The organism is Mesorhizobium sp. M0802, from assembly GCF_040320115.1.
In the GTDB taxonomy this organism is placed as follows: Bacteria; Pseudomonadota; Alphaproteobacteria; order Rhizobiales; family Rhizobiaceae; genus Mesorhizobium.
In genome coordinates, this window is the sequence record NZ_JAMYOY010000010.1 from 193,521 (window position 1) to 211,760 (window position 18,240).

General features: G+C 63.8%; 12 protein-coding genes and 1 pseudogene. 12 read left to right on the forward strand and 1 reads right to left on the reverse strand.

The window, feature by feature from the left end:
• Positions 1–71 precede the first annotated feature (71 nt).
• The 8 genes from NKI10_RS16480 to amaB all read left to right on the forward strand — a co-directional run bounded on the left by NKI10_RS16480 (position 72) and on the right by amaB (position 12,756).
• Positions 72–1,268: an acyl-CoA dehydrogenase gene (locus NKI10_RS16480; protein ID WP_027049851.1), complete on the forward strand. Its 1,197-nt coding sequence runs from the start codon at positions 72–74 to the stop codon at positions 1,266–1,268.
• A gap of 248 nt (positions 1,269–1,516) precedes the next feature.
• Complete coding sequence (locus NKI10_RS16485) at positions 1,517–4,876, forward strand: transglutaminase family protein (RefSeq protein ID WP_352860964.1); 3,360 nt, start codon at positions 1,517–1,519, stop codon at positions 4,874–4,876.
• 6 nt (positions 4,877–4,882) lie between these two features.
• Positions 4,883–7,294 (forward strand): circularly permuted type 2 ATP-grasp protein, encoded by a 2,412-nt coding sequence (locus NKI10_RS16490; protein ID WP_023696879.1) that lies wholly within the window; start codon positions 4,883–4,885, stop codon positions 7,292–7,294.
• A 1-nt stretch (position 7,295) separates the two neighbouring features.
• Complete coding sequence (locus NKI10_RS16495) at positions 7,296–8,180, forward strand: transglutaminase family protein (RefSeq protein WP_023683456.1); 885 nt, start codon at positions 7,296–7,298, stop codon at positions 8,178–8,180.
• Between the two features lie 58 nt (positions 8,181–8,238).
• Complete coding sequence (locus tag NKI10_RS16500) at positions 8,239–9,339, forward strand: DNA topoisomerase IB (protein WP_023831514.1); 1,101 nt, start codon at positions 8,239–8,241, stop codon at positions 9,337–9,339.
• Between the two features lie 81 nt (positions 9,340–9,420).
• Positions 9,421–9,795, forward strand: coding sequence for a YciI family protein (locus NKI10_RS16505; protein WP_023671781.1), 375 nt, complete (start codon positions 9,421–9,423; stop codon positions 9,793–9,795).
• Positions 9,792–11,066: an RNA polymerase sigma factor gene (locus NKI10_RS16510; RefSeq protein ID WP_023707663.1), complete on the forward strand. Its 1,275-nt coding sequence runs from the start codon at positions 9,792–9,794 to the stop codon at positions 11,064–11,066. Before NKI10_RS16505 ends, NKI10_RS16510 begins: the two co-directional genes overlap by 4 nt.
• A gap of 175 nt (positions 11,067–11,241) precedes the next feature.
• Positions 11,242–12,756 carry an L-piperidine-6-carboxylate dehydrogenase gene (amaB, locus tag NKI10_RS16515; protein WP_352739282.1) on the forward strand — a complete coding sequence of 505 codons (1,515 nt, stop codon included), beginning with the start codon at positions 11,242–11,244 and terminating at the stop codon, positions 12,754–12,756.
• 207 nt (positions 12,757–12,963) lie between these two features.
• Here amaB and NKI10_RS16520 read toward each other — a convergent pair whose 3' ends face one another.
• Entirely contained in the window at positions 12,964–13,833 is an 870-nt protein-coding gene (locus tag NKI10_RS16520; protein ID WP_352739280.1) for a hypothetical protein, read from the reverse strand.
• A 298-nt stretch (positions 13,834–14,131) separates the two neighbouring features.
• On the opposite strand from NKI10_RS16520, the gene asnB reads away from it, so the two are divergent.
• The 4 genes and pseudogenes from asnB to nadE all read left to right on the forward strand — a co-directional run.
• Entirely contained in the window at positions 14,132–16,099 is a 1,968-nt protein-coding gene (gene asnB / locus NKI10_RS16525; protein ID WP_352860966.1) for an asparagine synthase (glutamine-hydrolyzing), read from the forward strand.
• Positions 16,096–16,356, forward strand: a complete 261-nt coding sequence (locus NKI10_RS16530) for an acyl carrier protein (RefSeq protein ID WP_023696872.1) — start codon at positions 16,096–16,098, stop codon at positions 16,354–16,356. Before asnB ends, NKI10_RS16530 begins: the two co-directional genes overlap by 4 nt.
• Positions 16,357–16,379: 23 nt before the next feature.
• Positions 16,380–17,927 (forward strand): class I adenylate-forming enzyme family protein, encoded by a 1,548-nt coding sequence (locus NKI10_RS16535; protein WP_023686310.1) that lies wholly within the window; start codon positions 16,380–16,382, stop codon positions 17,925–17,927.
• Positions 17,924–18,154, forward strand: a pseudogene (gene nadE, locus NKI10_RS16540) (NAD(+) synthase); the annotation flags it as partial. The gene NKI10_RS16535 and the pseudogene nadE, both read left to right, overlap by 4 nt.
• Between the last annotated feature and the right edge of the window lie 86 nt (positions 18,155–18,240).

Here is an 18,240-nt window from a genome sequence, read left to right on the forward strand (position 1 = left end):
TTTTGTTTGATTTTTCCGAAGCGAAGGCGGATAAGCCCGAGCACTTCAAGATTTTGGGAGAGAGCGAAGCCATGGCCGCCGACAAGAACGCGTTCGTTTGGGAAGACCCCTTCCTGATCGAGAACCAGCTTTCCGAGGATGAGCGCATGGTGCGCGATGGCGCGGCCGCCTTTGCCGCCGACAAGCTCGCGCCGCGCATCGAGGAGGCCTATCTCGAGGAAAAGACCGATGCCGGCATCTTTCGCGAGATGGGCGAGGCCGGCCTGCTCGGCATCACCATCCCTGAGGAATATGGCGGGCTCGGCGCCAATTACGTCACCTACGGGTTGGTGGCGCGCGAGGTCGAGCGGGTCGATTCCGGCTACCGCTCGATGATGTCGGTGCAATCGTCGCTGGTGATGTACCCCATCCATGCCTATGGCACGGAAGAGCAGCGCAAGAGATACCTGCCGAAGCTGGCTTCGGGCGAATGGATCGGCTGTTTTGGCCTGACCGAGCCGGATGCCGGTTCCGATCCGGGCGGCATGAAGACGCGGGCCGAGAAGACGGCGAACGGCTACAAGATTTCCGGCTCGAAAATGTGGATATCCAACGCGCCGATCGCCGACGTGTTCGTGGTCTGGGCGAAGCTGAAGGGCGACAACGGCAAGGACGAAATCCGCGGTTTCGTGCTGGAGAAGGGCATGAAGGGGCTGTCGGCGCCGAAGATCGGCGGCAAGCTCAGCCTTAGGGCCTCGATCACCGGCGAGGTGGTGATGGAAGGCGTCGAGGTTGGCGAAGACGCGCTGCTGCCCAACGCCAGGGGCCTCGGCGGCCCATTCGGCTGCCTCAACCGGGCCCGCTACGGCATTTCCTGGGGCGCGATGGGCGCCGCCGAGGATTGCTGGCACCGGGCCCGGCAGTATGGACTCGACCGCAAGCAGTTCGGCAAGCCGCTCGCCGGCACGCAGCTGTTCCAGAAAAAGCTCGCCGACATGCAGACCGAGATCGCGCTGGGCCTGCAGGGCTCGCTGCGCGTCGGGCGGCTGATGGATGAAGGCAAGATGGCCCCGGAAATGATCTCGATCGTCAAGCGCAACAATTGCGGCAAGGCGCTCGACATCGCGCGCCAGGCCCGCGACATGCATGGCGGCAACGGCATCCAGATCGGCTACCACGTCATGCGCCATGCGCAGAATTTGGAGACGGTCAACACCTATGAAGGCACGCATGACGTGCATGCGCTGATTTTGGGACGGGCGCAGACGGGGATACAGGCGTTTTTCTAAGCTGTGCCGAATTCAAGTGAGGCCGGCCTGCAAATGGCCGATACCTGCGCTTCCGGTGCTCGCGTGCCAAAAGTACGCTCTGCTCCGGTTCTCGGTATCAGCCATTTTCGATTCGGCCTGACCTGAATCTCGACACAGCGTAGCCGGCTTCGGCTGCTTAATTTAGGTGCAGCGCAACATCTCTGCTTGGAGAATGGCCAATAGATGTGTCAGGGTTCGGCTGAAGAAACGCCGATCTCCGGGGCCCCATGGCAATACTGGCAGCCGTCTACCACCTGACCCATTACAAATATGACCGGCCGGTGGTTCTCGGGCCCCAGGTCATCAGGCTGCAGCCGGCACCGCATTCCCGCACCAAGGTGCTCAGCCATTCGCTGAAGGTCGGGCCGGCGAACCACTTCGTCAATCTGCAGCAGGACCCCTACGGCAATTTCCTGGCCCGCTTCGTCTTCCCGGAACCAGTGACGGAATTGAAGATCGAGGTCGATCTCGTCGCCGACATGACGGTCTACAATCCGTTTGATTTCTTCGTCGAGCCATCGGCCGAGACCTTCCCGTTCGAGTACCCCGAAGACATCAGGGACGATCTCGCCATCTACCGCACGCCGGAGCCGGCGGGGCCGCTGCTGTCGGCTTTCCTCGCAACCATCGACCGTAGCGCCACCAACACCGTCAATTTCGTCGTCGACCTCAATGCGCGGCTGCAGCGGGAGATCGCCTATATCGTGCGGATGGAAACCGGCGTGTTCTCGCCGGAGGAAACGCTGGCCGCGAAAAAGGGATCGTGCCGGGATTCGAGCTGGCTGCTGGTGCAAATTCTCAGGAATCTCGGCCTCGCCGCGCGTTTCGTCTCAGGCTATCTGATCCAGCTGAAGCCCGATCTGGTCGCGCTCGATGGCCCAGCCGGAACCGCCGTCGACTTCACCGACCTGCACGCCTGGTGCGAGGCCTATCTGCCGGGCGCCGGCTGGATCGGCTTCGATCCGACGTCCGGCCTGCTCACCGGCGAAAGCCATGTGCCGCTGGCGGCCACGCCGCATTTCCGCAACGCCGCACCCATTTCCGGCATGGCGAGCTTCGCCAATGTCGAATTCGGCTTCGACATGCGTGTCGACCGCATCGCCGAACATCCGCGCATCACCAAGCCATTCTCGGACGAAAGCTGGCAGGCGCTGGATGGGCTGGGCAACAAGGTCGACGCCGCACTTCAAGCGGGCGACGTCAGGCTGACCATGGGCGGCGAACCGACCTTTGTCTCCATCGACGATTTCGAGTCCGCCGAGTGGAACACCGCCGCCGTCGGCCCGACCAAGCGCGAAAAGGCCGATGCGCTGATCCGTAAATTGCGCGAACGCTTCGCGCCGGGCGGCTTCCTCCACTACGGCCAGGGCAAATGGTATCCGGGCGAGAGCCTGCCGCGTTGGACCTTCTCGCTGTATTGGCGCACCGACGGCCAGCCGGTGTGGAGCGATCCGTCGCTGATCGCACACGAAAAGAGCGATGCGGAGGTCGGGCCGCAGCAAGCCGAAAGCTTGCTGACGGCAATCGCCGGCGAACTCGGCATCGACAAGGCGATGGTCAGCGAGGCCTATGAGGACCCGGCCGAATGGCTGCTGAAGGAAGGCAAGCTGCCCGACAATGTCGATCCGTCCAACTCCAAGCTGGAAGACCCGGAAGAGCGCAGCCGCATGGCGAAAGTGTTCGAGCGCGGGCTGACCAAGCCGTCCGGCTACGTGCTGCCGGTGCAGCGCTGGAACAGCCAGGCTTCGGACCCGCGCTGGCGCTCGGAGAAGTGGAAGACACGGCGCGGGCGGCTGTTCCTGGTGCCGGGCGATTCCCCTGTCGGTTACCGCCTGCCGCTGGGCACGCTGCCCTATGTGCCGCCGGCGCAGTTCCCCTATATCGTGCCGGTCGATCCGTCGCTGCCGCGTGGACCGCTGCCGGCGCGGGAAGCCATACTGCCAGAACCGGCTCCGGCCGAACTGGAAGGCGCCGACGAGATGGCGCGGCGCCAGCAGGCGGTATCGTTCACTGCGACGACCGGTCAGCAAGACCGGGTCGAGCAGGAGATCACCGAGATCGGCGGCGCGGTGCGTACAGCACTTTCGGTCGAGCCGCGCGACGGCAGGCTGTGCGTCTTCATGCCGCCGGTCGAGGCGCTGGAAGACTATCTGGAGCTCGTCGCAGCCGCAGAAAACGCGGCCAAGGCGATCGGCCTTCCCGTGCATATCGAAGGCTATGGACCGCCGCACGATCCGCGCCTCAACGTCATCAGGGTGGCACCCGATCCCGGCGTCATCGAGGTCAACATCCATCCGGCTGCCAACTGGCAGGACTGCGTGGCGACGACGACGGCGATCTACGAGGAAGCACGGCAGACGCGGCTTGGCGCCGACAAGTTCATGATCGACGGCCGCCACACCGGTACCGGCGGGGGCAACCATGTCGTCGTCGGCGGCGCGACGCCCAATGACAGCCCGTTCCTGCGCCGGCCCGATCTGTTGAAGAGCCTGGTGCTGCAATGGCAGCGGCGCCCGTCGCTGTCCTATCTATTCTCCGGCCTGTTCATCGGCCCGACCAGCCAGGCGCCGCGCTTCGACGAGGCGCGGCACGATTCGCTTTACGAACTCGAGATCGCGATGGCGCAGGTGCCGCATCCGGGCCAGGGCAACCCACCGCTGCCTTGGCTGGTCGACCGACTGTTCCGAAATCTGTTGACTGACGTCACCGGTAATACGCACCGCTCGGAAATCTGCATCGACAAGCTGTTTTCGCCCGATGGCCCGACTGGCCGGCTTGGGCTTGTTGAGTTCCGCGGTTTCGAGATGCCGCCCAATGCGCGCATGTCGCTGGCGCAGCAATTGCTGGTACGCGCCATCATCGCCCGTGCGTGGAACAACCCGCTTGATGGCCGCTTCGTGCGCTGGGGCACCTCGCTCCATGACCGTTTCATGCTGCCGCATTATGTCTGGGCGGATTTCCTCGACATGCTCGACGACCTCAAGCTCAACGGTTTCGAATTCCGGCCGGAATGGTTCGATGCCCAGCTGGAGTTCCGCTTTCCGTTCTGCGGCGAAGTCCAGCATGCCGGCATCAAGCTGGAACTGCGGCAGGCGCTGGAGCCGTGGCATGTCATGGGCGAGCAAGGCGCAATCGGCGGCACTGTGCGTTTCGTCGACTCCTCGGTCGAACGGCTGCAGGTCAGGACCGAAGGCCTCAACCCGGAACGTCATGCCATTGTCTGCAATGGCCGAATCGTGCCGATGAAGGTCACCGACAATCGCGAGGTCGCGGTGGCCGGTGTGCGCTTCAAGGCCTGGCAGCCTTCGTCGGGCCTGCATCCGGCGCTGCCGGTCAACACGCCTTTGGTCTTCGACATTTACGACCGTTGGTCGGGGCGGGCGGTGGGCGGCTGCGTCTACCATGTCGCGCATCCAGGTGGGCGCAGCTACGACACTTTCCCGGTCAACGTCAATGAGGCCGAGGCGAGGCGTCTCGCCCGCTTCGAGCCGCGCGGCCATACGCCGTCGGCCTATGTGCTGCGCAATGAAGAAGCCTCTGAAGACTTCCCCATGACCCTTGACCTCAGGCGGCCAGCAAGACTCTGATCAGCGATGGCAAAGGGGAATCAGAAAAAGGTCCGCGGCAAGCCGCTGAGGCACAGTCTGCTGGAGCACTACCAGCCGATTGACGGCGTCGTCGACGAGATGGTCGATGCTTCGGGCCATCCGCGTCCGGCCTGGGCGCCCTTCATCGAGGCGCTGGAGGAGCTGGGTCCCGAAAAGCTGGGCCAGCGCTTTGCCCGCGCCGACCAGTATCTGCGCGACGCCGGCGTTTATTATCGCGTCTACGACAAGGCCGGCGCCAACGAGCGCGAATGGCCACTGGCGCATATCCCGCTGCTGATCGAAGACAAGGAATGGGCCGGGATCAGCGCCGGTCTCGTCCAGCGCGCCGAGCTTTTCGAGGAGATAGTCGCTGATATTTACGGGCCGAACCGGCTGATCGAGAAGGGAATCCTGCCGGCAGGCCTGATTGCGGCGAGCCCCGAATATTTGCGCCCCGTCGTCGGCACCATGCCGGCCAGCGGTCATTTCCTGCATTTTTGCGCCTTCGAGCTCGGCCGTGGACCGGATGGAAGCTGGTGGGTGCTGGGCGACCGCACGCAGGCACCGTCGGGCGCCGGCTTTGCGCTGGAAAACCGCGTCGCCACGACGCGGGCTTTGTCCGACATCTATGGCGAGATGCATGTGCATCGCCTGGCCGGTTTCTTCCGTCGCTTTCGCGATGCTCTGATCGGCATGGCGAAGGAGAATGACGGCCGCGTCGCCATTCTGACGCCGGGGCCACTCAACGAGACCTATTATGAGCACGCCTATATCGCCCGCTATCTCGGCATCATGCTGCTCGAGGGCGAGGATCTGACCGTCGCCGGCGGCAAGCTGATGGTGCGCACGGTTTCGGGGCTGATGCCGATCAGCGTGCTGTGGCGGCGGCTCGATGCCGCCTTCGCCGATCCGCTGGAACTGCGGCCAGACTCGCATATCGGCACCCCGGGGCTGGTCGAGGCGATCCGCCGCGGCACGGTTTCGACGGTCAATGCGCTGGGTTCGGGCTTGATGGAAACCCGGGCGCTGCTCGCTTTCCTGCCGAAGATTTCGCGCGCATTGCGCGGCGAAGAACTTCTGTTGCCAAGCGTGGCGACCTGGTGGTGCGGGCAAGCAACCGAACGGGCCCATGTGCTTGCCAATATCGATCGCATGGTGATCGGTCCGGCGCTGTCGACGCGGCTGGCCTTTGAGGATGACGGCCAGACCAGGCTCGGTTCGGCACTGACGCCGGAGGAACGCATCGCGCTGATCGCGCGCATCGAGAGCGATGGCAGCGGTTTCGTCGGCCAGGAAGCGGTGACGCTGTCGACGACGCCGGTCTATGTCGGCGGCTGGCTGGAGCCACGGCCGGCAAGCCTGCGCGTTTATCTCGCGCGCACGCCCGATGGCTGGACGGTAATGCCCGGCGGTTTCGCCCGTGTCGGCCTTTCGCTCGACCCGACGGCCATCGCCATGCAGCGCGGCGGCCAGGCGGCCGACGTCTGGGTGGTCAGCGACCGGTCGGTCGAGCGCGAGACGCTGCTGCCGCAGGAGCATGACAGCTTCGTCCGCACCATGCCGGGCAGCCTGCCCAGCCGCGCGGCGGAAAACCTGACCTGGCTCGGCCGCTATATCGAGCGTTCGGAAGATACGGTGCGTATCCTGCGCGCCTATCATGTGCGGCTGGCCGAGACGTCCGATCCTGACATGCTGCTGCTCGCCGATATCAGGGACTATCTCGAACCCTTCGGCATCGATCTCGAAGCGGCCATTCCGCCCGGATTGATCGGCACGCTGGACAGCGCCGTCTACAGCGCCGGACAGATCCGCGACCGCTTTTCGCCCGATGGCTGGCTGGCGCTGAAGGACCTGTCGAAGACCATTCATCAGTTCGCCACCACGGTGGCGCCGGGTGACGACGCGACACGGGCGATGACGGTCATGCTGCGCAAGCTCGCCGGTTTCTCCGGCCTGTTGCACGAGAATATGTACCGTTTCACCGGCTGGCGTTTCCTCGAGATCGGCCGGCGGATCGAGCGCGGCATCCAGATCGCCCGTACGCTAGCCCGACTGACAAGGTCCGGTGCGCCGGACGGCTCGCTCGACATGATGCTGGAGATCGGCGACAGCGTCATGACCCACCGCCGGCAATATCCGGTGCGGGCCGGACGGCGCACGGTGATCGACCTCTTGGCGCTCGACCCACTCAACCCGCGCTCGATCCTGTTCCAGCTCGAACGGCTGAAGGCGGAGATCGGCCTGTTGCCATCGGTTGGGCCGGAGGGGCATATGTCGGTCGCGGCCAAGGAAATCCTGCAGCTCAACACGGCAATTGCCGTCATGGAGCCATCGGAGATGTCGGCGGAGGTGCTGGACGATCTCGCAACTGAGATCGGCAACCTCTATAGCAGCCTGGCTAAAGCGTATTTCGGTTAACATGCTGTACGATATCAGGCTTCATCTCAGCTACGATTATGACGCCGCGGCCGGTGGCAGCCGGCATCAGGTGCGTGTATTGCCGCCGACCATTGCCGGCGTGCAGCGCGTGATCGCGGCCTCGCTTTCGTTTGTGCCGACCCCATCGGAGCGCACGGATTTTGCCGATTTCTTCGGCAACAATGTCACCGCGATCGCCTTTCGCGACGTCCATGACGGGCTCGACATCAGAATGAGCGCGCGCGTGTCGGTGTCACGGCCGGAGCCTGGGCTCGACGTGTCGCCCGATCTGCAGCGCCTGCGGGAAGAACTCGGCGCCGTACGGTCACTGGCGCCGGATGCACCGCATCACTTTCTCGCCGCCAGCGATCATGCCGGCATCGATGCGGCGATCACCGCCTATGCCCGCGACAGCGCCGGCGGCTCGACGGTCGGCATGGCCATCGATCTGTGCAACCGCATCCACCGCGACTTCACCTATGACGGGGAAGCGACCACGGTGCGTACCGGGGCCAGCGATGCCTTCCGTTTGAAGCGGGGCGTGTGCCAGGACTTCTCCCACATCATGATCGCCGGCCTGCGCGGGCTAGGTATTCCTGCGGGTTATGTCAGCGGCTTCCTGCGCACCATTCCCCCGAAAGGGAAGCCGCGGCTCGAAGGCGCCGATGCCATGCATGCCTGGGTCAAGGTGTGGTGTGGGCGCGATGCCGGCTGGCAGGAATTCGACCCGACCAATGGCATGCGGGCCAGCAACGACCACATCACCGTTGGCTATGGCCGCGACTATTCCGACGTGGCTCCGATCGTCGGCGTGCTGAAAACCACCGGCGGCCAGGTCGGCGACCAGGCCGTCGACGTCATTCCGGTTGCGCTGGAAAAAGCTTGAGCGCGGAACCAGCAGTCGGCTTGGCGCTTATCTACGAGAAAAATCTCGTGGAGCGGGCATGCTGGACAAATCTGGGACGCCATCCGGCCGGTCGGCTGCCGGACAGGGGGACGATGGAGCGCCGAAGAACGGCGCGCAGACCGCTGCCGAACAGGCCTCGCTCACCTATATCAGCGACAGCGAGCCGGGGATCCGGCGCCTGAAGGCGGGCGAAGGCTTTTCCTACAAGGGCGCGAAAGGACAGGCCGTCGGCGCGGCAGCCATTGCCCGCATCAAGGCGCTGGCCATTCCGCCGGCATGGACGGATGTGTGGATCTCGCCCGATCCCGCCGGCCACATCCAGGCGACCGGCCGCGACCAGCGCGGGCGCAAACAGTACCGCTACCATCCGCTGTGGGCCGCCGAGCGCGACGGCGCCAAATACTCCAGCCTTGTCGCCTTTGCCGAAAGCCTGCCGGAGCTGCGCCGCCGGATCGATGCCGATCTGCGCCGCCGTGGCCTGCCGGCCGAGCGCGTCGTGGCGGCAATTGTCTGGCTGCTCGACAACACGATGATCCGGGTCGGCAATGCCGCCTATGCCCGCGACAACAAGAGCTTTGGGCTGACGACGCTACGCGACCGCCACGTCGACATCAAGGGATCGAGCCTGCGCTTTGCCTTCAAGGGCAAGTCCGGCAAGGAATGGAAGTTGAAGCTGGTCGACCGCCGCATCGCCCGGGTCGTGCGCGGCGCGCAGGATATTCCGGGGCAGCAACTGTTCCAATATCTCGACGAGGACGGCGAGAGGCATGGAGTGCGCTCCGACGATGTCAACCGCTATATCCGCGACGCGATCGGCGCCAATTTCAGCTCCAAGCATTTCCGCACCTGGGGCGGCACCATCCATGCCGCGTCGCTGTTTGCGCGGACGGAGCTTCCCCAAAGCCAGGCGCAGACCAAGCGTGTGATGAACGCGGTCATCGACAAGGTGGCCGAGCGGCTCGGCAACACACGCGCCGTCTGCCGCAAATGCTACATCCATCCACAGGTTTTCGAAGCCTGGGTGGAAGGGCGGCTGCTTAGCGAAATGACCGAGGCCAACAAGCGCAAGCGATCGATAGACGGTCTCGATGATGAAGAGGCTCTTGTGCTGAGATGGTTGAAGGCAAGCGAAGGCTGACAAAATGGCGTAACTTTTTTGTCGACGCCATGTCGGCATAGGCCCTACTGTTTCGTCCTTTGAGACAGAAAAGGACCTCCCATGCTCTACGCTATCCTCTGCTATGCCTCCGAAGATGTCGTCTCCTCCTGGAGCAAGGCACAGGATGACGAGGTCATGGCAAAGCTCATGCATGTGCAGGAAAAATACGCTCAAGCCGGCCGGCTTGGGCCGGTGGCGCGGCTTTTGCCCACCACCGCCGCGACGACGCTGCGCAAGGTCAAGGGCGAATCGGTCGTCATCGACGGCCCGTTTGCCGAGACCAAGGAACAGTTCCTCGGCTTCTACACGCTGGAATGCGCCGATCTCGACGAAGCCGTCGACTTCGCGCGCGAGCTTTCCGAGGTCAATCCCAGCGGCGGATCCTATGAGATCCGACCGGTTTCCGTCTTCAACCCAACCAGAGTAGCCACATGACAGACCTCGCCTGGATAAGCTCGGCGATCAGCGCTGCCCGCCCGCAGGCTATGGGTGCGCTGCTGCGCTATTTCCGCAATCTCGATACGGCGGAGGAAGCTTTCCAGGACGCGTGCCTGAGGGCACTCAAGAACTGGCCGCAGAACGGGCCGCCGCGCGATCCTGCGGCCTGGCTGATCTTTGTCGGCCGCAACACCGGCATCGACGCGGTGCGCAAGCGCGCCAAGCAGGCGCCGATGCCGGAAGAGGACCAGATCTCGGACCTGGAAGATGCCGAGAGCGATATCGCCGAACGGCTGGACGGCGCGCACTACCGCGATGACATATTGCGGCTCTTGTTCATCTGCTGCCATCCGGATCTGCCGCCTACGCAGCAGATCGCGGTGGCGCTGCGCATCGTCTCCGGTCTCACCGTCAAGCAGATCGCGCGTGCGTTCCTGGTCGGCGAAAGCGCCATGGAACAGCGCATCACGCGCGCCAAGGCGCGCATTGCCGATGCCGGCGTGCCGTTCGAGACGCCCGGCGCGGTCGAGCGCTCGGAGCGGCTCGCCGCCGTTGCCGCCATGGTCTATCTGATCTTCAACGAAGGTTATTCCACCAACAGCGGCGAGGCGCCGGCACGTGCGCCGCTTTGCGAGGAGGCGATCCGGCTGGCGCGCCTGTTGCTGCGGCTGTTCCAGACCGAGCCGGAGATCATGGGCCTGACGGCATTGCTTTTGCTGCAGCATGCGCGCGCGCCGGCCCGCTTCGACGAGAATGGCGAGATCGTGCTGCTCGACGACCAGGACCGCTCGCTGTGGAGCCGCAAGATGATCGACGAAGGCCTGGCGCTGGTCGACAAGGCCCTGCGCCACCAGAAGCCCGGACCCTACCAGGTGCAGGCGGCGATCGCCGCCCTTCATGCGCGGGCGGCAACCCCCGAGGAGACCGACTGGACAGAGATCGACCTGCTCTACAGCCTGCTGGAGGCGATGCAACCTTCGCCGGTGGTGACGCTGAACCGTGCCGTTGCGGTCGCCAAGGTGCGCGGGCCGGAAGCTGCCCTTGCCATGATCGAGCCGCTTGGCGAGAGGCTGTCCGGCTATTTCCACTTCTTCGGCCTCAAGGGCGGTCTGTTGATGCAGCTCGGCCGTGGCGAAGAGGCGCGTGTCGCCTTCGATCGCGCCATTGCGTTGGCCAACACGGCAGCGGAAGCCGCCCATATCCGCATGCATATCGACCGGCTGATGCGGGACGGAGCCGTGAAGGCGCCGGCGAAGACAGCGCACTAAGCCTGTTCCTCCTCTGGCTCAATCGTGCAATCCCGGCTTGGACCATGCCGGGGTGGCGATTTTCCCCTGAAACGAGTAATGGCACGCCATGACAGCGCCCGCGGCATGCGGGCGACAATGGCGCCAAGGCTCGACCGCCGCCCTATGATGGCGAGCGGATCTGAAAGGGACAAAAATGACGATAGCGAAGGAAACGGCAGAACTTCTGGCGAAACTGGGTGTGGCCAAGGACGCGCTGACCGGCGGCGACCTCGTCGTGCGCAGTCCGGTGACGGGTGAACAGATCGCGGCGCTGAAGACGATTTCGCCGGCCGATGCGGCCAAGACCATCGATGCCGCGCACACGGCGTTCCAGGTTTGGCGGATGGTGCCGGGTCCCCGGCGCGGCGAACTGGTGCGGCTGCTCGGCGAGGAGTTGCGCGCGCACAAAACCGAGCTCGGCCGGCTGGTTTCGATCGAGGTCGGCAAGATCCCGTCGGAAGGCCTCGGCGAAGTCCAGGAAATGATCGACATCTGCGATTTCGCCGTCGGCCTTTCCCGCCAGCTCTACGGTCTGACCATCGCCACCGAGCGTCCGGGACATCGCATGATGGAGACCTGGCATCCGCTCGGCGTCGTCGGCGTCATTTCGGCCTTCAACTTCCCGGTCGCGGTGTGGTCGTGGAACGCGGCGCTCGCGCTGGTCTGCGGCGACGCCGTGGTGTGGAAGCCCTCGGAAAAGACGCCGCTGACGGCGCTCGCCTGCGAGGCGATTTTTGCCGGCGCGGTCAAGCGCTTCGGCGCGGATGCGCCGCAGGGCCTGGCACCGGTGCTGATTGGCGACCGCTCCGTCGGCGAGATCCTGGTCGACCACCCGAAGGTGGCGCTGGTTTCTGCCACCGGCTCGACCCGCATGGGCCGGGATGTCGGCCCCCGGCTGGCCAAGCGCTTTGCCCGCGCCGTGCTCGAGCTCGGCGGCAACAATGCCGGCATCGTCTGCCCGACCGCCGATCTCGACATGGCGCTGCGCGCCATCGCCTTTGGCGCCATGGGCACCGCGGGCCAGCGCTGCACGACGCTGCGGCGCCTGTTCGTGCATGACAGCGTCTATGACACGCTGCTGCCGCGGCTGAAGAAGGCCTATGAGAGCGTCTCGGTCGGCAATCCGCTGGAGACGTCTTCGCTCGTCGGGCCGCTGATCGACAAGGCGGCCTTCGACGCCATGCAGAAGGCGCTCAAGGAAGCCACCGCTCACGGCGGCAAGCTGACCGGCGGTTCGCGGGTCGAGAATGGCCATCCCGATGCCTATTACGTGCATCCGGCGCTGGTCGAAATGCCGAAGCAGGTGGCTCCCGTCACCGAAGAAACCTTCGCGCCGATCCTCTACGTGATGAAATATTCCGATTTCGATGCAGTGCTTGACGAGCACAATGCGGTCGGCGCCGGACTGTCGTCGTCGATCTTCACCCGCGACCTGCAGGAATCCGAGCGCTTCCTCGGCGTCGATGGTTCGGATTGCGGCATCGCCAACGTCAACATCGGCACGTCGGGCGCCGAGATCGGCGGCGCCTTCGGCGGCGAGAAGGAAACCGGCGGCGGCCGCGAGAGCGGCTCCGATGCCTGGAAGGCCTATATGCGCCGCGCCACCAACACGGTGAACTATTCCAAGGCGCTGCCGCTGGCGCAGGGCGTGTCATTCGACATCGATTGAGATGCTGCGCCCGGCTTTTGACCAGTTGATCCACCCGAACCCGTCGGGCGGATCGCTGCCGCTCGCGCGGAGCGTTCCGCTTTCAGGCTTCGCCCCCGCTGTCCAGATGTCCGTATCCCGACGGCGGAAAGGCCACCTCGGCCATGCGCCCGGACGGGTCCTCGCGGTCGGCACGATCGGCTGCGCAACAGCGTCTGCGCCGAACGTTCAGCCAGCGTGCGGCGACGCCGGTCGGCAGGCTTCGAACGCGGCATCGATAACGGCAAGCTTGGCGGCCTGGACGGTCATGTATTCCTGGTAGAAGCTGTTCGACACCCACATCACCGAATGCCCGCGCTGGCCCAGCCAGCCGACGCTGCCGAGCTTTTCGGCGTCCCGCAATTTGCGCGCAAGATGGGTGCGCGAGAGTTTTAGCCAACTGGCGAATTCGCCGATCGAAACCACGCTGGTCGGGATCCGGTCGAGGGCGGCATTGTCGGGATCGATGCCGGACATCAGCCAATCCATGACGATGCCGCCATTGTTGAGCCAGATGAACAGCGAAAACGTCTGCTTGGGCTCACGCACAGGGTTGGAGGAGAGCAGGCCTTCCGCCACCATCGGCTGCAGCCTGGCAATCATGCCGTGCTGCTCGAGAAACGCGGCGAGGCGGTTGCCGCTGTCGAGACCGTCGAGCGTGCGCAGATGCGCAACCACCCAGCCGTCGAATTCCTTCAGCGTCGCTGCCGTCACCTGAAAGGGATGGGCTCGTCCATCACCGGTGTGCGGCAGGTATTCGATGATGTGATAGTGCAGCATCTCCTTGATGAAGGCTTCAGCCGTGTTGCGGCTGGCGACGGAATAGTGAAGCACTGCATCGATGAAGCGGGCCAGTGTCAGTTCCGTGCGGGGATCGCGCGGGTCGCGGGCGAAATGCAGGGCTAGGCCGGTGTGAGCCAGCAGCCAGCGCTGTTGCGTGGCGAATACGGCGGCCAGGCGTGGGCTCGTTTCATAGATATGCAGCAGCGCCTTCGACTGCGCCTCGACATGACGGTGCAGCGCCGGATGGCCGGCAATATATTCGAAATTCAGCGCCATCCTCCTCGTCCTCCGGCCAGCCCCCCGGCAGCGAAGACGTGCAATCACATTTCCAGCCTTAGCCGCCCGCGTCCAGCCATGCCAACCCGGACAAAAGGCCTAGAGCGAGCCTGGGCTATCGTTCCGGCTATTACGGCCGCAACCGCGAGGTGATGGAGAGCCATCGCGTCCTAGCCACGAACACCACATCGTGGCAAACTTCTTGTTAACCACATGCTCGGTGAAAATATCGGATTAACCTCAGATGCCACTATCGAGGTTATGTTCCGTACCTTAGCGTTCAATATGAGTTCAAGGGATGTGTGGATTCGGGGGTTATTTCGGGTCAATCCGGGATGCGGAAGCTTTGCTCACGCACATGGTAGCCGCAATTGCCCATCGTGGGCCGGATGAGCAAGGGAAATTCGTAGCACCCGATGCCGGGCTCGGGCATGCGCGGCTGTCGGTGATCGGCATCGGCGATGGCCAGCAACCGATGTCCGACGAGGCCGGCAATTTGACGATTGCGTTCAACGGCGAGATTTTCAACTACATAGAACTGCGCGAAGGGCTGATCGCCAAGGGCCGGCACTTTCGGACGTCGAGCGACACAGAGGTCATCCTTCAGCTCTATGAGGAGATGGGCGAAGACTGCTTGTCTCTCCTGAACGGTGATTTCGCCTTGGCGATATGGGACAATCGGCAGCGACGAATGGTGCTTGCACGAGACCGGATGGGTGTCCGGCCGCTGTTCTACACAAGTAAGGACGGGGTGCTTTACTTTGCCTCGGAGATCAAAGCCCTGCTGAAGGTCCCGGGCGTCTCCGCTGAAATTGATCCGATTGCGCTGGATCAGATCTTTACGCTGTGGGCGCCGATCGCTCCGCGCACGGCGTTCCGCAATATCCACGAGTTGGAACCGGCAAGTGTGATGATCGCGACGCAGGGGCAGGTCACGGTCAAACGGTACTGGCACCTGGACTATCCGCATCGTGATGAGCCGTCGAAGATCACGAACGAGGACCACGCGGCAGAGGAATTGCAAGCCCTTCTGACCGATGCGGTGAGGCTTCGCATGCGGGCCGACGTGCCGGTCGGCTCCTATCTTTCCGGAGGGCTCGATTCCTCGCTTGTTTCGGCGCTTGCCGCCGGCATGACTCCTCGGAGACTGGAGACATTTTCCGTAACCTTCGACAGCGCCGAGCATGACGAAAGCGCCTTTCAGATCGAAATGGCCTCGGCGCTCGGCACGCGCCACCACGCCATAGAATGCGGCGCCCGCGATATCGCCGGGGTCTTTCCTGAGGTCGTCCGCTTTGCCGAGCGGCCGATCATCCGCACGGCGCCAGCGCCACTCTACAAATTATCCGCCCTGGTTCGCCAGGCCGGCCTGAAGGTGGTGCTGACGGGTGAAGGCGCCGACGAGGTCTTCGCCGGCTACGACGTCTTCAAGGAGGCGCGTGTCCGCCGGTTCTGCGGGCGGCAGCCCACATCGCGCATAAGGCCGCAGCTGTTCCGCCGGCTTTACCCGTATCTGCCAGGCCTGCAACAGCAATCGGTGGAGTATCTGGCTGCCTTCTTCGGCACCAACAACGCTGCCCTCGACGATCCGCTGTTCTCGCATCGGCCACGCTTCAAGACCACGGCGGCGGCGAAAATCTTCTTTTCCGGCGATCTGCGTGCGACGTTGAAGGGTTATGACGCGGCTGAAGAGCTGACCAGCCGCCTGCCCGAGGCGTTTTCCCTATGGCATCCGTTGCATCAGGCGCAATATCTCGAAACCCGCTTCCTCCTGCCCGGCTACATCCTCTCCAGCCAAGGCGATCGGATGGCCATGGCGCACGGCATCGAAGGGCGGTTTCCTTTCCTGGATCATCGCGTGGTAGAGTTCGCGGCAAGACTTCCGCCGGAGATGAAACTGAAAGGCTTGATGGAGAAGCACATATTGCGCAAGGTGGCCAGGCACCACCTTCCGGCGGCGATCGGTAAACGCACCAAGCAACCTTACCGGGCCCCGGAGGCCCGCTCCTTCGTCGGGGCGGAGGAACTAGACTATGTTCGTGACTGCCTGGGCGAGGCGAGCATTACCGCCGGCGGCCTGTTCAACGCCAAGGCGGTGGCCAAGCTCCACGAGAAATGCCGCATGGAGACCGCGACCGGATTTCGCGACAACGCCGCCTTCGTCGGCATTCTGTCGACGCAGCTGTGGCAGAAGAATTTCGCCGGCCAAAGCGGTCGGCGCGGCAAGAGCGGCCTGAGACGGCGAGGAAAAGGAAAGACACGATGACGGCAATCAAGGACAGGGTCAGAAGCTTTATCGTCGACAACTTCCTGTTCGGCGACACCTCCTACAAACTGTCGGATTCAGCCTCGCTGATCGAGAACGACATTATCGACTCGACTGCGGTGCTTGAGCTGGTGGCCTTCATCGAGGACAATTTCGGCATCGCGATGGTGGATGCCGACATCGTTCCGGCCAACCTGGACTCGCTTGACCGCATCTCGTCCTTCATCGAGGCGAGAGCACAAACGCTGGCAGCGTAAGCGCCAACGGCGAGGAACGTCCCGTGCGGATCGAGCATTTTCTGGTGGCGAAGGCTGCTGCCCACCCGGCCAAGACGGCATTGGTCACTAGGGGCAAAAGGCTGAGCTACGAAGAACTCGACGACCTTTCGAGCCGGCTGGCCACCGCTCTCTTCATGAATGGGATCAGGCGCGACGACCGCGTTCTGATCTTCATGGACAATTGCTGGGAGGCCGCCGTATCGATCTTTGCCGCACTCAAGGCAGGTGCGACCTTCAGTCCGATCAACCCCTCCACAAAGGCCGACAAGCTCGGTTACGTCATCGCCGATTGCGACGCCAGGGCGGTCCTGACGCAGGCGAAGCTGGTGCCCGTGGTCACCGAAGCCTGCGCATCGCAAGGCAAGACCGGCATCTTCGTGGCTTCCACCCCTGGGGCCGATGGGCAATGCCCGGCAGGGGCCGCGTCCCTGACTGACTGCCTGACGTTCGATGGCGCGGAGGTGAACCATCGCGGCATCGACGTCGACCTTGCGATGCTGATCTACACGTCAGGTTCGACCGGCCGGCCCAAGGGTGTGATGATGACGCATCGCAATTGCGACGCTGCCGCGGGGTCGATCGCCACCTATCTGCGCAACGCGCCGGATGACATCATCCTGAACGTCCTCCCGCTTGCCTTCGACTATGGCCTCTATCAGTTGCTGATGGCAGTCAGGCTCGGGGCCACGCTGGTGCTCGAGAAGTCCTTCGCCTTCCCGCACGAGATCTTCGAACGCATCCGCAAAGAGGGCGTCACCGGCCTTCCGCTGGTGCCTACCATGGCGGCGATGATCCTGCAGATGCGTGATCTGGCGCCGGGTTTCCTGCCCAGCCTCCGCTATATTTCCAACACCGCGGCCGCCTTGCCGCCAGCCCACATAGAACGCCTGCGCTCGCTGCTGCCCGGCGTCCGGATCTATTCGATGTATGGGCTGACCGAATGCAAGCGCTGCACCTATTTGCCACCCGAGGAACTTGACCGCCGGCCAGGGTCGGTCGGCATAGCCATCCCCAACACGGAAGCCTTTGTCGTCGACGACCTTGGACAACGCGTGCCGGCGGGCGTGGCAGGTGAGCTCGTTATCCGCGGTCCGCACGTCATGCAGGGCTATTGGCGCAACCAGGCCGCGACGGAACGAGCGCTCCGGCCGGGGCCTAACCCTTGGGAAAAGGTGCTCTATACGGGCGACCTGTTCCAGACCGACGAGGACGGCTTTCTCTATTTTGTCGGGCGTAAGGACGATATCATCAAGACGCGTGGCGAGAAGGTCGCCCCCAAGGAAGTGGAGGCAGTGCTCCACGCCCATCCAGGTATCGCGGAAGCGGTGGTCGTCGGCGTGCCGGATCCGGTGCTGGGGCATGCGATTGGCGCGCTCGTCGTGCGGTCCGATCCGGCGCTTGGCGGAAAGGACATCATTCGTCACTGCGCGCGGCACCTGGAGGATTTCATGGTCCCCAAAATCATAGAGTTCCGCAGCGAATTACCGAAGACGGAGTCGGGCAAGGTCAGCCGCCGGCTCGCGGCTGAGATGATGGAGGCCGAGCAATGAACATCGGCTCAACCCAGGATGCGCCGGCCTTCACGCAAGCCCTGGTCATCGATCCCGCCGCCGAAACGGACAGGATCGTGGCGGCCCTGCGCGAGCAGTTGCGCGGCATTCGCAAGCGCGGCCTCGTGCTCGGTCTTTCGGGCGGTATAGATTCCAGCGTTTCGGCTGCATTGGCCGCGCGTGCCGTCGGCCACCAGAATGTGCTGTGCGTCCTCATGCCGGAAAGCGTGTAGCGCGCAAAATCGGTTGGCACCTCCGCGCAACTTCATTTGGCACCAACTTTTGGTCCTAAAACGGTCTTAAAACGGGGCTT